13 protein-coding genes are annotated in these 13,486 nt (G+C 39.6%); 12 read left to right on the forward strand and 1 reads right to left on the reverse strand.

Going from position 1 to position 13,486, the window contains the following annotated elements; genetic code table 11:
- Window positions 1-7: 7 nt before the first annotated feature.
- From EO115_RS02395 to EO115_RS02450, 12 genes are all read left to right on the forward strand, one after another.
- The gene (locus tag EO115_RS02395; protein WP_126937396.1) at window positions 8-727 is read left to right on the forward strand and encodes a hypothetical protein; all 720 of its coding nucleotides are present in this window, start codon (window positions 8-10) and stop codon (window positions 725-727) included.
- Window positions 715-1,884, forward strand: coding sequence for a type II secretion system protein GspD (locus EO115_RS02400; protein ID WP_126937397.1), 1,170 nt, complete (start codon window positions 715-717; stop codon window positions 1,882-1,884). Before EO115_RS02395 ends, EO115_RS02400 begins: the two co-directional genes overlap by 13 nt.
- A gap of 74 nt (window positions 1,885-1,958) precedes the next feature.
- Window positions 1,959-3,194 carry a serine hydroxymethyltransferase gene (gene glyA, locus EO115_RS02405; protein ID WP_126937398.1) on the forward strand — a complete coding sequence of 412 codons (1,236 nt, stop codon included), beginning with the start codon at window positions 1,959-1,961 and terminating at the stop codon, window positions 3,192-3,194.
- Window positions 3,195-3,216: 22 nt separating this feature from the next.
- A complete protein-coding gene (upp, locus tag EO115_RS02410) occupies window positions 3,217-3,843 on the forward strand; it encodes a uracil phosphoribosyltransferase (protein WP_126937399.1) in 627 nt (208 codons plus the stop codon).
- A 72-nt stretch (window positions 3,844-3,915) separates the two neighbouring features.
- Window positions 3,916-5,292 carry a DNA repair protein RadA gene (gene radA, locus EO115_RS02415; protein ID WP_126937400.1) on the forward strand — a complete coding sequence of 459 codons (1,377 nt, stop codon included), beginning with the start codon at window positions 3,916-3,918 and terminating at the stop codon, window positions 5,290-5,292.
- Between the two features lie 84 nt (window positions 5,293-5,376).
- The gene (locus EO115_RS02420; RefSeq protein WP_126937401.1) at window positions 5,377-6,510 is read left to right on the forward strand and encodes a PIN/TRAM domain-containing protein; all 1,134 of its coding nucleotides are present in this window, start codon (window positions 5,377-5,379) and stop codon (window positions 6,508-6,510) included.
- 11 nt (window positions 6,511-6,521) lie between these two features.
- The gene (ispD, locus tag EO115_RS02425) at window positions 6,522-7,688 is read left to right on the forward strand and encodes a 2-C-methyl-D-erythritol 4-phosphate cytidylyltransferase (protein WP_126937402.1); all 1,167 of its coding nucleotides are present in this window, start codon (window positions 6,522-6,524) and stop codon (window positions 7,686-7,688) included.
- Between the two features lie 3 nt (window positions 7,689-7,691).
- The gene (gene gltX / locus EO115_RS02430; RefSeq protein ID WP_126937403.1) at window positions 7,692-9,131 is read left to right on the forward strand and encodes a glutamate--tRNA ligase; all 1,440 of its coding nucleotides are present in this window, start codon (window positions 7,692-7,694) and stop codon (window positions 9,129-9,131) included.
- Window positions 9,132-9,155: 24 nt separating this feature from the next.
- Entirely contained in the window at window positions 9,156-10,604 is a 1,449-nt protein-coding gene (gene cysS / locus EO115_RS02435) for a cysteine--tRNA ligase (RefSeq protein ID WP_126937404.1), read from the forward strand.
- On the forward strand, window positions 10,594-11,052 hold the full coding sequence (locus EO115_RS02440) for a Mini-ribonuclease 3 (protein ID WP_164724033.1): 459 nt from the start codon (window positions 10,594-10,596) through the stop codon (window positions 11,050-11,052). The genes cysS and EO115_RS02440 overlap by 11 nt, the downstream gene beginning before the upstream one ends.
- Before the next feature lie 658 nt (window positions 11,053-11,710).
- A complete protein-coding gene (rlmB, locus tag EO115_RS02445) occupies window positions 11,711-12,430 on the forward strand; it encodes a 23S rRNA (guanosine(2251)-2'-O)-methyltransferase RlmB (RefSeq protein ID WP_126937405.1) in 720 nt (239 codons plus the stop codon).
- Between the two features lie 10 nt (window positions 12,431-12,440).
- On the forward strand, window positions 12,441-12,977 hold the full coding sequence (locus EO115_RS02450) for an NYN domain-containing protein (RefSeq protein ID WP_126937406.1): 537 nt from the start codon (window positions 12,441-12,443) through the stop codon (window positions 12,975-12,977).
- Window positions 12,978-13,144: 167 nt separating this feature from the next.
- On the opposite strand, the gene rpsT is transcribed toward EO115_RS02450, so the two are convergent.
- Complete coding sequence (gene rpsT / locus EO115_RS02455) at window positions 13,145-13,405, reverse strand: 30S ribosomal protein S20 (protein WP_126937407.1); 261 nt, start codon at window positions 13,403-13,405, stop codon at window positions 13,145-13,147.
- Window positions 13,406-13,486: the final 81 nt, after the last annotated feature.

Genomic DNA, 13,486 nt, shown 5'->3' on the forward strand with positions numbered 1-13,486 from the left:
GGAGGGCATGATGAAAGTATCATCTGTGAAAGACCTCTACAATCGAATAGTAACTTATGTACGTATACACGGTCGTCTCGTTCTTGGGACGACCGTTTTATTATGCCTCATTTGCTATCTAGGTTGGAGAGAGTCAGCGTGGTCAGAAGTAGAAAGTTTGCGTAGTCCTATACAACAAGCAAAGGAAGAAGAGTTACATGAAATACAGACAAATAAAAAAAGTGAGAAGGATCATGATACGCATAAAAAAGAGAGTAAAAAGCGTGGACATAAGGATAAAACCACTGAGACAGAAAGTCAGACATCTTTGGTATACCCAGTTCGAAATGTGATACGAGCGTATCCTTTAGTAGATAGTTTTGCTTCTAATGTGCCAATGCGAGATACGGAAGAGGAGGAAACATTCAAGGACTATGAGGAGGTACATGATATAAATCATAAAGGAAAAAGAAAGTCGCGTCGGGAGCATCGGAAGCAATCCTCCGAGGATAATGTTGTCGTGTCTGATACACATTCTGACAGACCTATACAACCATCTAAGCAAGTATCTCATATAGTTCAGCTGTTGGGTATTGTACATGGAAGCACCCCTTTGGCTGTGTTGGCGATTGATGGGACTACGCATATAGTAGGAGTACATGAAGTAATCAATGGTGTTCAAGTTGTTGCTATTGAATCGATGCGAGTATCTATAAAAGATAGGGGGGAAGTACGATGGTTAGAATAGTAATTATGTATATCATGACCTTTGTATTTTGTATGTTCTGTACTGTGCAGGGAAAAGAAATTCAAATGGTGGCGAAAGATATGCCCCTAAAAACTTTAGTGCAAACTATAGCGAGAACAGAAGGTCTTTCAGTAGTAGGCTTAGAAGGATTAGAAGGAAATGTATCCTTACAAGTGAAAGAGAAGAATGGAGTTGTGGCCATACAAAAGCTAGGGCAACGATTAGGCTTTTTAGTGTATGACGACCAAGGAACGCTTGTTGTGGAAGGAATGAAGCAAGATCAAAGACGTATCCGTAGGGTTGTGGCCGACACATCGACGCCAGAAGAGCTACAACAATTAATACAAACTATTGTCCCTAAAGAGCATATACAAGTTATGACCGCCACAAATGAGGTCATATACTATGGGACAGTGCATGAGATTTTAGAAGTAGAGAAGCTGCTGTCTACTTGGCAAAGCACACCAAAACAGGTGCAACTAGATGTAGCTGTATTAGCCATGGAAAAAGGCTATGCAAAAGAACTAGGAGTGCAATGGTCATTCCCTGGTTTACAGGATGGTAGTTCCTCTAGTGCTCATTCTAAAAAGGGCGGTTTCCAGCAGGGCAACCTTCATATTGGTTATATGCCTAGTGGTACACAGTATTCTTTCTTAGCCCATCCAGATGTGGTGGCGAAGGAAGGGAACAGTCGTATGGCCTTAATAGCAAGACCTAGTATCGTGACGATGAATGGTGAAGAAGCTCGCATATTAATTGGAGAACGAGTGCCGGTGACAATGGAGTCTATACAAAATGGAGTCTCTCGCATTAGTACGCAGTATGAAGAGGCGGGCATACGGTTGCAATGTAAGCCTTTCATAGTAAAAGACAATCGAATTGATACAGTGATTGAGGCAGAAGTCAGTAATCCCACATTAGTGCCAGAAATGAAAGCCTATCGAATCACCACACGACAGGCTAAAACTAGGGTGCAGATACCCAATGGACAAACGCTAGTGATTGGGGGATTGATGGATAGGCGAACTATGCATCAGTGGCAGAAAGTTCCTATTTTGGGTGATATCCCGTTACTGGGAAAACTATTTCAGCACAGTAGAAAAACAAAGGATGAAGTTGAATTATATATTTTGGTAACAGCCAAGGTTATTCCCTAAATTACCTTGCAAAAGACTGTGATTATTACTATAATAAAAGATAGATTAAAATGTTTCTTTCACAGGAGGTTACCATGAGCTATGTAAAACAGCAGGACCCAAAAGTTCAAGAAATGATTGAATTAGAGTTGGGTCGTCAACGCAACAAATTAGAAATGATTGCATCGGAAAACTTTGTGTCTCAAGCTGTGATGGAAGCACAAGGTAGCGTATTGACAAATAAATACGCAGAAGGATATCCACACAAACGCTATTATGGTGGATGTGAATATGTCGATATGGTAGAAGAGTTGGCTATTGAAAGAGCAAAACAACTATTCGGCGCAGAACATGTGAATGTACAACCTCATTCTGGTTCTCAAGCCAACTTTGGTGTGTACTTTGCACTATTAGAGCCAGGCGACACAATTATGGGCATGAATTTATCCCATGGTGGACATTTAACACATGGGTCTCCAGTGAATGTATCTGGTAAGTATTTTAATATTATTCCTTACGGTGTAGATGCAGAAACAGGTCGCATTGATTATGATGAAATGCGTAAAATTGCGCAAGAGCATAAGCCTAAAATGATTATTGGTGGTGGTAGTGCCTACTCCCGTCAAATCGATTTCAAAACAATGGCTGATATTGCCCATGAAGTAGGAGCTATTTTCATGGTAGACATGGCACACTTTGCTGGGTTAGTAGCAGCAGGTTTACATCCAAATCCAGTGGAATATGCAGATATTGTAACGACAACAACACATAAAACATTGCGCGGACCACGTGGTGGTATGATTATGTGCAAAGAAGAATATGCAAAAGCGATTGATAAATCTATCTTCCCTGGCATTCAAGGTGGCCCTTTGATGCATGTGGTAGCTGCGAAAGCAGTAGCATTTGGTGAAGCTTTGCAACCAGAGTTCAAAGAGTATGCAAAACAAGTGATTGTGAATGCACAAACATTGGCTAATGCATTGCAACAAGAAGGGTTTACTATCGTTTCTGGCGGTACTGATACACATGTATTGTTAGTGGATTTGCGCACGGTTGGTTTAACTGGCAAAGTAGCAGAGCATATCTTAGATGAAGTAGGGATTACATGTAATAAAAATACAATTCCTTTCGATCCTGAAAGCCCATTTGTTACATCGGGTATCCGTCTAGGTACACCAGCATTAACAACACGTGGTCTAAATGCGGAGGATATGAAAGAAATTGCAAGTATTATTGCATTAGTTCTTAAACGTCCAGAGGATACAGAGGCTCAAGAAGAAGCTAAACAACGTGTAGCTAAGCTTTGCACACAGTATCCAATGTATGCGTAATTAAGAAAAGGAAGTAACTATTATGAACGTAAATGTAATGACACATCCATTGATTCAACACAAAGTAACGTTGATTCGCTCCGTAGATACAGGTACAAAAGATTTTCGCGAATTATTAGAAGAAATTGCTTTGTTAATGGGCTATGAAATCACTCGTGATTTGCCACTAGAAGATGTAAAAGTACAAACTCCTCTTGTAGAAGCAATTGGCAAACAAATTGCAGGTAAAAAAGTAGGTATCGTTCCTATTCTTCGTGCAGGCCTTGGTATGGTCAATGGTTTGTTAGAATTAATGCCGATGGCAAAAGTGGGTCATGTGGGAATGTATCGTGATCCAGAAACATTGCAACCAGTAGAATACTATTGCAAATTACCATCTGACTTATCGGAACGTCGCATTATTGTTACTGATCCTATGTTGGCTACAGGTGGTAGTGCAGCGGCAGCAATTTCTTTATTGAAAGAAAAAGGTGCTAAAGAAATTCAATTAATGTGTCTAGTCGCAGCGCCAGAAGGTGTAGAAGTTGTGAATAAAGCGCATCCTGACGTACGCATCTATGTGGCTGCATTAGATGAAAAATTAAATGACCATGGGTATATCTTACCTGGTCTTGGTGATGCGGGAGATCGTATTTTCGGTACGAAATAAACGGTGTTGCCCAAAGAGTAGTGCGCGTTTCTTTTCAGTGACGCGCATTATTTTCATATAGAAAGGGTAAATATGGCAAAAAAGAAAACAGTTTTTTTCTGCTCGGAATGTGGTAATGAATCATCGAAATGGTTTGGTCGCTGTACGGCGTGTGGAGCTTGGAATACAGCTGTAGAAGAAGAGTTACAACCAGAGGTAAAAACAAAACATGTAGCTTCCTATCGACCAGTACAAGATGAAGAGAATAAGCCTAAAGCATTGACAGATATTGAAGTAGGAGCGATTGCGAGAGTCACCTCAGGCTATGGAGAGATTGACCGAGTATTAGGTGGAGGTATTGTACCAGGAGCATTGATTTTGCTTGGTGGCGACCCAGGAATTGGTAAGTCTACTTTATTATTACAAGTTTCTGGACGCATTGCAGAAGATTCTGGCAAAGTATTATATGCTTCTGGAGAAGAATCGGATATGCAGTTGAAGCTTAGAGCTCATCGATTAGGTATTAACTCTTCTAACCTATTGGTACAAGCGGAAACTAATTTAGATACTATATTGAATGAGGCGAAACGAAGTCAACCTATGCTACTTGTCATTGACTCTATCCAAACTATGTATGTAGGTTCTGTAGAGTCTGCACCTGGTAGCGTTAGCCAAGTTCGTGAATGTACAGCTAGGTTGTTACGCTTTGCAAAAGATCAAGACATTCCAGTCATCATCATTGGTCATGTTACAAAAGATGGTACTATAGCAGGACCTCGTATGCTGGAGCATATGGTGGATGTGGTATTGTATTTTGAAGGAGAACGATCCTATCAATTTCGTATTTTACGGGGGATTAAGAATCGATTTGGTTCTACTTCCGAATCTGGATTATTTACCATGGAAGAAGAAGGCTTGGGAGAGTTATTAAATCCATCAGCAACGCTATTAGCAGAACGATCGGAAGAGGAAACTGGATCTGCTATAATGGCCTATTTAGAAGGAGTTCGACCGATTCTAGTAGAGGTGCAAAGTTTAGTTGTGTCTACAGCGTTTGGTATGCCTAGACGAACAGCCATCGGTTATGATTTAAATAAGCTTATTTTGATATTGGCTGTATTAGAGAAAAGATGTGGGTTTACATTAGGGAATAAAGATGTGTATGTGACTATCATTGGTGGTTTGAAAGTGAACGAACCAGCCTGTGACTTAGCCATGGCAGTGGCCATCATTTCTAACTTAAAAAATAAACCAGTACCGTCTGATATGGTCATTCTTGGAGAAGTTGGATTAACCGGCAATATCCGCAGCATTCCACGGATTGAGCAGCGTATTGCAGAGGCTAAGAAATTGGGATTCAAGCAATTTATTATTCCGGCAGGCAATGTAAAACAACTAAAAGGAATACAAGAAGGTATCTCAATACAAGGTGTGACTAGTATTCAAGAAGTGATGAAAAGCATCTTTTAAGCATCCGTGTAGTTTTTATAATTACGATTCATGAGAATTATACATGGGCATGGTATACTTTTATAGTAAAGAGGAGGTGACCCTATGATTTATAAATTATTGCGTTATGCTATTGCTATTCTATTTGGGAGTATAGGCTATGTTGGCGCTGATGCACTATCTACGCTTATACTTTCCCTATGGGATGAAAAAATATTACAGATGGGTGCATTTAGTATATCGATCATCATGATTTTGTACTATACGATAGGAACATTAATAGCTGCCATGATTGGGTATTTAGTTTCTAAATATATACTACGTGTAGGATTAACAATAGCAAAACAAATTGAACGTATTTTAAGTCGAGTTCCTAGTCAACAATTAGTGGCTGGCACAATAGGATTATTATTTGGACTCATAATTGCTAATTTAATTGGTATGGCTTTTGAGAGAGTACCAATTATTGGCTCATACTTACCTATTGCTCTCAGTGCTGTTCTAGGCTATATTGGGATTCGTTTAGGCATGGATAAAGGCCCAGATTTGTATAAAGCGATGGTATCTTATACATTCCGAGGTCTACGCAAGAAGAGTGAACCTACAAAAAAAGAGGTGAGTCTACAATCCTACAAAGGAGCTACAAAAGTGTTAGATACATCTGTTGTGATTGATGGTCGGATTATGGATATTGTAAAAACTGGATTTCTGGAAGGACCTTTTGCAGTGCCTGTATTTGTACTAGAAGAGTTACAAAAGCTTTCAGATTCTTCTGATACATTAAAGCGGAATCGTGGTAGAAGAGGATTAGATTTATTGCAATCCATGCGGGAAGAGTTAGAAAACTCGATGGAGATAGTGGACTTCGATTATGATGATATGCAAGAAGTAGATTTAAAGTTAATCCGATTAAGTATAGATAAAGGTTGGAAACTGATTACGAATGACTTTAATTTGAATAAAATAGCCACTTTGCAAGGCGTATCTGTATTGAATTTAAATGATCTTGCCAATGCCATAAAACCTAGAATGATGTCGGGTGAAACATTATCCGTCCATATAATTAAAGCAGGTAAAGAACCACATCAGGGGATTGCTTACTTAGATGATGGTACTATGATTGTAGTAGAAAATGGTGTGGACTATGTGGATCAAGTCGTAGATGCTACTGTTACATCTGTACTGCAAACGAGTGCTGGGCGGATGATCTTTGCTCGTGTAGAGGAACCAGAAGAATAGAGAGGGTCAAAATGATTAGTTGTATCTTATTGGCTGCAGGTGCAGGCCGTAGAATGGGATATACAGACAATAAAGTAAGTATGCCTTTGGGACACTACACCGTGTTACAATGGAACTTACATCATATGAAACGCTGGAATGGTTTAGATGAAGTGATTGTAGTTGTATCGAAGGATGAAATGACACATATTCGTGAACAAGTAGAAGCGATGGATGCTCAGTGGACAGTACGCTATGTCATAGGAGGTGCTGAGCGTCAAGATTCTGTAGCTTCTGGACTTTCACAAGTGTCGCCTGCAGCAGATATTGTTCTTGTACATGATGGAGCTAGGCCTTTGGCAAATACAGCATTGGCACACCGGGTAATTGCAGGAGCTAAGCTGCATGGTGCTGTGGTACCAGCTGTTCCTGTAGTCGATACGATTAAGCGCGTGGATACAAAGGGAACTGTACAAGAAACATTGATCCGATCTGAGCTATATGCAATGCAAACGCCACAAGGGTTTCAAAAAAAGATTTTAGTTGAAGCGCATACATATGCTAAGGAACATGGATACCAAGGTACCGATGATGTATCCTTGGTTGAGTTTCAAGGAAAAAAAGTTCACATTGTAGAAGGAGATCGGAGAAATATTAAACTGACTGTTCCAGAAGATGTGATGATAGCAAAAAAATATTTAGGAGTAGAACCGATGATGCGAATTGGTTATGGCTATGATATTCACCGTTTTAAAGAGGGACGTCCTTGTGTGCTAGGTGGTGTCTCTATCGATAGTCCTATCGGTCCTGATGGGCATTCTGATGCAGATGTGTTGATTCATGCCCTTATGGATGCTATGTTGGGAGCAGCAGGATTCCGAGATATTGGATACTATTTCCCACCAGAAGATGATGCTTTCAAAGGGATTTCTAGTAGGCTATTATTAGAAAAAGTGGTACAATTATTAAAGGACTCAAATTTTGGAATCTACAATGCAGATATCATGGTCATTGCAGAGGCCCCAAAATTGAAGCCTCATATTGAACAAATGAAAGAAAATTTAAGCGTGGATTTAGGTATCCCCGTTACTAGAATTAGTATTAAAGCAACGACAAATGAAGGGTTAGGTGCCTTGGGAAGAACAGAAGGTATAGCCGCACAAGCTGTTGTTTCAATGTATGAAAGAGAGGAGTTATAACTCATGAAAGTTCGTTTTGCACCGAGTCCAACCGGTCCATTTCATATTGGTGGAGCTCGCTCCGCATTATTTAACTATTTATTAGCTCGCAAGGAGCAAGGTACATTCTTATTGCGTGTGGAAGATACGGACCAAGCCCGCTCCACTCGTGAAAGTGAAGAAAATATCAAAGCTGCTCTTAAATGGCTTGGTATGGATTGGGATGAAGGTGTTGACGTAGGTGGTGAAGCAGGGCCATACCGCCAAACAGAACGCTTAGATATTTACGAAAAAGTGACACAACAATTATTAGAATCTGGTCATGCTTATGAATGCTATTGTTCCCAAGAAGAATTAGATGCAGTTCGTGAAGAGCAATTAGGTCGTGGTGAAACACCAAAATATAATGGTCATTGCCATCATTTAACGGAAGAACAAAAAGCTGCCTACAAAGCAGAAGGTCGCAAACCAACCATCCGTTTACGTGTTCCATTACATGAAACAGTAGCTTTTGATGATATGGTTCGTGGTCATGTATCCTTTGAATCTAACGGTATTGGTGATTTTGTTATCGTAAAATCTGATGGAATTCCAGTCTATAACTATGCCGTTGTGGTGGATGATCACACAATGGGGATTTCTCATGTTATCCGTGCGGAAGAACATTTATCGAATACACCACGTCAAATTGTGATCTATAAAGCTCTAGGTTGGGATGTACCAACATTTGGTCATATTTCCTTAATCATGGGCAAAGATGGCAAAAAAATGAGTAAACGTCATGGTGCTACCTCTGTTGAACAATACCGTGAGTTGGGATATTTGCCAGAGGCAATTGTAAACTTCTTGGCGTTACTTGGCTGGGCTCCTGAAGGGGAAGAAGAATTGTTTACTAAGGAAGAATTGTGTCAAAAATTCTCCATGGATCGAGTGGCAAAAAATCCTGCTGTTTTCGATATTGATAAATTGAACTACATCAACTTTAACTATATGAAACAATTGACACCAGAAGCATTGTATGAATTATGCTTGCCTCACTTGGTGAAAGCTGGCTACGCTAGTGAAAGTCCATCTGCAGAAGAACAAGCATGGCTCACAATGCTTTGTACTTGTGTGAAAGACCATATTAGTTATGGTGCACAAATCGTAGATGAAGTTGGTATGTTCTTCCAAGATGATATCTTAGAAGATGCGGAACATGCAGAAGAGATTGCAACTGTAAAAGCAGAAGAATCCTATCCAACAGTAATTGGGGCTTTCAAAGAAAAAATTGAAGCTATGGATGAGATTACCCCAGATGCTGTAAAAGCAGCCATCAAAGCGATTATGAAAGAAACTGGATTAAAAGGTAAATTTGTATTTATGCCGATTCGTATTGCTACGACTGGTCAAATGCATGGTCCTGATTTGAATTATATTATTACCTTATTTGGCAAAGAAAAGGTACTTCGCCGCTTAGGCTAAGTGCATACAAGGAGGCTATTTCTAATGAGAGAACTGACAGTTTTCAATACGATGACCCGCGAAAAATCAGTATTCCAACCTGTAAAAGAAGGGGAAGTTAGCATCTACGTATGCGGTGTGACACCATATAATCATCCTCATATTGGAAATGCACGACCTTTCGTGACTTGGGATACCATTCGTCGCTATTTGAGCCATGTGGGCTACAAAGTGACATATATTCAAAACTTTACAGATGTGGATGATAAAATCATCAATACATCTAACGGTGAAGGTGTGGCATGGAATGTAATTTCCGATCGCTATATTGATGCCTACTATGATGTAATGGATGCTCTGCATGTGCGTCGTGCTGATGTATATCCTCGCGTATCTACGCATATGGAAGAAATTATTTCCATGATTACTACATTAATCGACAATGGCTATGCCTATGCAGTAGATGGCGATGTGTACTATCGTGTAGAAAAATTTGAACATTATGGCAAACTATCTGGACGTACTTTAGATGATATGGAAGCCGGTGCTCGTGTAGATGTAGATGACCGCAAGGAAAATCCTATGGATTTTGCTTTGTGGAAAGCGGCGAAACCAGGGGAACCATTCTGGGAAAGTCCATGGGGACAAGGCCGCCCAGGTTGGCATATTGAATGTTCTGCCATGAGTCAAAAATATTTGGGCGAAGAGTTTGACTTCCATGGCGGTGGATCTGACTTAATCTTCCCACACCATGAAAATGAAATTGCCCAGTCTGAAGGATGCTCTGAACACCATCCAGCTGTACGTTATTGGTTGCATAATGGTTTCATTACGATTAATCAAGAAAAAATGAGTAAATCCTTGAACAATTTCTTCTTGGTGAAAGATATTTTAGAACAATATAGTGCAGATGCATTACGTTTCTTCTTGTTGAGCACACATTATCGTAGTCCATTGGACTTCAGTGATGAACGCTTAGATGAAGCGACTAAGGCTATTGAACGATTCCAAACCGTGATTGACAACTTACTGTACTTAGAAAGTCGTCCAGAAGGATTGTGTGAACTGGAAGCAGCAGAATTATTGAAAAATGCTCGTAACTATAAAGAAGAGTTTGAAGCAGCTATGAGCGATGATTTCAATACAGCGTTAGCAACAGCACCAATTTATGGTTTGGCAAAAGAAATTAACATCTATTACCAATCCGTTCAAAGCTGTGATGGCACTGTATGCCATAGTACAATTGGTGAAGTAAAAGAAATCTTTAAAATGATGTTAGATATTCTTGGGTTGCTAGAAGAGGGCTGGAAAGGTCAAGAAACTAGTAATGAAGAATATAATCAATTAATGGATGTCATCTTGAATATTCGCCAATGTGCACGTGAGCAAAAACAATGGGGTATTGCAGACTCCATTCGTGATGAATTGGCAAATATTGGCATTGTCATCGAAGATTCTCCGCAAGGGGCACGGTGGAAAAAACGTGAACTTTAATCGATATAAACAGCTACGATCTATGGCGATTGATAAATTAAAATCTGCTGTGAAAGTAGAAGCAAATGGAGAGGGTCCTTTAGAGGACTCTCTTATGCTTGCTTACATTGGCGACGGTGTCTATACCTTATTTATCAGAAATCGCGTAGTAGAAACGGGCATTACAAAAACACAAATACTTCATGATGTGGTAACATCATTTATCAATGCAAAAGCACAAGCGAAAGTATTACAGGCCTTAGAACCAAGTCTAACAGAGGAAGAGTTGTTAGTGGCAAAACGGGCTCGCAATAGTAATGTACATGTACCGAAAAGTGCTAGTGTACAAGAATACCGTATGAGTACGGCCTTTGAGGCCTTGTTAGGGTATACCTATCGCAAGGGAGATGAAGAGAGGCTTGCTACTCTCATGGAATTCGCTTTTGCTGAAACGTTGTCACATATGTGATGTACAAAAAAGTGCGACATATTCAGGTTTGCTTTATCACGTTCATAATCTGTATATAGATGAAGGGAAGAGTACGATATATTCCTCCACAAACTGATCCTACGGTAGGTTTGCTCTGGAATATATCGTACTCTTCTGCATTGTCTTATTTAAGATAAAGTGAACGTGACATTCACTAGAATATGTCGCGTTGTTTCGATAGATACTAATGGTTGTGACAACGTTTCAGCAGGGTGCTCATGGGGTGTGGGAAGAGCGCCACACATTCCTCCACAAACTGATCCTACGGTAGGCTTTGCTCCGGAACATGTGGCGCTCTTCTAGGTCTTCGGTTTATCATCACAAGGCCACAGACTTTTTATAACGAATACAAATATATCTTTATAAAAGCCTATGGCATATTTCTCTAAACGTATATAGGGAGACAACGTTTCAGTGGCGTGCATGAGTTATATTGGGAGTTGTCTTGTTTTAGTGGTATAATGGTGTAATAGCTTAGTGCTTTCTAAGCTTTGGTATAGGTTTTACTGATATAAAAATATATTCTGTAATATTGATACTTTGTAGTATTGATATGATTAGTATATGTATCACAATATATTTACTAATAAGTTACTACGTATAGGTAGATTTGCTTTTAAGAAAGTTTGAGGTTTTCATGGATACGTTTATTGTAGGTCGTAATGCTGTGCGTGAGGCGCTGAAGTCAGATCGTGGGATTCATCGTATTTTAGTGGCGGAAGGTAAGCAAGGTGGCTCTCTTTCGGAGATATTGGGCTTGGCAAAGTCTAAGGGTATTGAGGTTCGTCGCGTGAAGGAACGGGATTTACAGAAGTATCCTAGTGACGTGCCGAATCAAGGTGTGGTAGCCTTGGTGAATGCAGTGAAGTTCCAAGAGTTACAAGAGGTATTGCTGGCATGTACGGAAGAACATCCGTTGTTAATTTTAACGGATGGTGTGGAAGATCCTCATAATATGGGTGCTATTATTCGTACGGCTGAATGTGTAGGTGCTACGGCTGTATTGATTCCTAAGCGTCATAATGCGCCTATTAATGCTACGGTTAGCAAAACCTCTGCAGGAGCTGTGGAATCGATTCCTTTGGTGCAAATTGGCAATGTAGCACAGACGATTGAGCAATTAAAAAGCCAAGGATTTTGGGTGATGGGTGCTCATATGGATGGGACTGTGATGTATGATGTGAATATGACAGGTCCTATTGTATTGGTCATTGGTAATGAGGGAAAAGGTCTAAGTCGATTGACAAAAGAGTTATGTGATGTATTGGTAACAATTCCTATGTTTGGAACCATTAACTCATTAAATGCATCGGTAGCAGCAGCGGTCCTTTTATATGAAGCGAGACGTCAACGATAATAGGTATACTATGAAAAAAGATATTTTAATTGTAGATGGGTATAATGTTATTTTTGATTGGGCTGACTTGAAATCACTCAGTAAGGAGTCTTTAGAACATGCCCGATTAGAATTACGTCATAGATTACTCAATTATGGGACCTATAAGGGATATAAAATTATTCTTGTATTTGATGGTAAGCACGCACCTTTTACAGCAGATGAACAACGTATATCTGCAGATTTTATTGAAGTCTTTACAGGTACCCATGAGACGGCAGATGCTTATATTGAGCGTGAAGTCTTTAGTAAAAAGGGTCAATATAAAACAATCTATGTAGTAACAAGTGATGGGGAAGAACAAAACCAAATTTTAGGATTTGGAGGATTACGCATATCAGCACGTGAATTACGTCATCAAATAGACTTAGCTAAACAAGAAGAACGAAAACGATATACAGGTTATCATCAACGTGATGCTATGATATTACAACGCAATGAATTAGGTGCACATATTGATGGGGATGTAGCCGAAAAGCTTGAACGAATGCGGCGAGGGGAGCTATGAAAGTAGCTCCTTTTATTATGCTTTGATAGATCTATAGGGCAGTACCAGAAGCAGTAGATATATGTGTAGTAATTGCTCATAGTAGATCCACATAATGATACCAAATAAAAAAGAGGGCTAACTAAGAGAAATTACATTTCTCCTTGTTAACCCTCTTTTAGAGTTCATTATAGAGCATTTACTTTAGCTGCTAAATTGGATTTTTTGCGAGCTGCAGTATTTTTATGAAGAACGCCTTTGGAGGCTGCTTTATCAATTACGCTTGTAGCATGAACTAGTGCTTTTTTAGCTTCTTCTACAGCGCCTGCTTGAGCAGCTTCTACAGTCTTACGAGTAGCTGTACGAATTTGAGATTTTACAGCAAAGTTTTTCGCACGACGTTCAGCATCCGTTTTTACGCTTCTAATACTGGATTTAATATTTGGCAATTGAGTCACCTCCTTGTGATTTACTGTATTATTACTAAAGTAGTATATCATAGGGGGGATAGTTTTGCAACTTTTTTTTGT

This window comes from Veillonella sp. CHU740, assembly GCF_003992055.1.
In the GTDB taxonomy this organism is placed as follows: domain Bacteria; phylum Bacillota; class Negativicutes; order Veillonellales; family Veillonellaceae; genus F0422.

What these genes read in the sequence shown, in the direction of transcription:
- EO115_RS02395 (WP_126937396.1), top strand. Translation starts at nt 8, where the DNA reads ATGATGAAAGTATCATCTGTGAAAGACCTCTACAATCGAATAGTAACT.
- EO115_RS02400 (WP_126937397.1), top strand. Translation starts at nt 715, where the DNA reads ATGGTTAGAATAGTAATTATGTATATCATGACCTTTGTATTTTGTATG.
- glyA (WP_126937398.1), top strand. Translation starts at nt 1,959, where the DNA reads ATGAGCTATGTAAAACAGCAGGACCCAAAAGTTCAAGAAATGATTGAA.
- upp (WP_126937399.1), top strand. Translation starts at nt 3,217, where the DNA reads ATGAACGTAAATGTAATGACACATCCATTGATTCAACACAAAGTAACG.
- radA (WP_126937400.1), top strand. Translation starts at nt 3,916, where the DNA reads ATGGCAAAAAAGAAAACAGTTTTTTTCTGCTCGGAATGTGGTAATGAA.
- EO115_RS02420 (WP_126937401.1), top strand. Translation starts at nt 5,377, where the DNA reads ATGATTTATAAATTATTGCGTTATGCTATTGCTATTCTATTTGGGAGT.
- ispD (WP_126937402.1), top strand. Translation starts at nt 6,522, where the DNA reads ATGATTAGTTGTATCTTATTGGCTGCAGGTGCAGGCCGTAGAATGGGA.
- gltX (WP_126937403.1), top strand. Translation starts at nt 7,692, where the DNA reads ATGAAAGTTCGTTTTGCACCGAGTCCAACCGGTCCATTTCATATTGGT.
- cysS (WP_126937404.1), top strand. Translation starts at nt 9,156, where the DNA reads ATGAGAGAACTGACAGTTTTCAATACGATGACCCGCGAAAAATCAGTA.
- rlmB (WP_126937405.1), top strand. Translation starts at nt 11,711, where the DNA reads ATGGATACGTTTATTGTAGGTCGTAATGCTGTGCGTGAGGCGCTGAAG.
- EO115_RS02450 (WP_126937406.1), top strand. Translation starts at nt 12,441, where the DNA reads ATGAAAAAAGATATTTTAATTGTAGATGGGTATAATGTTATTTTTGAT.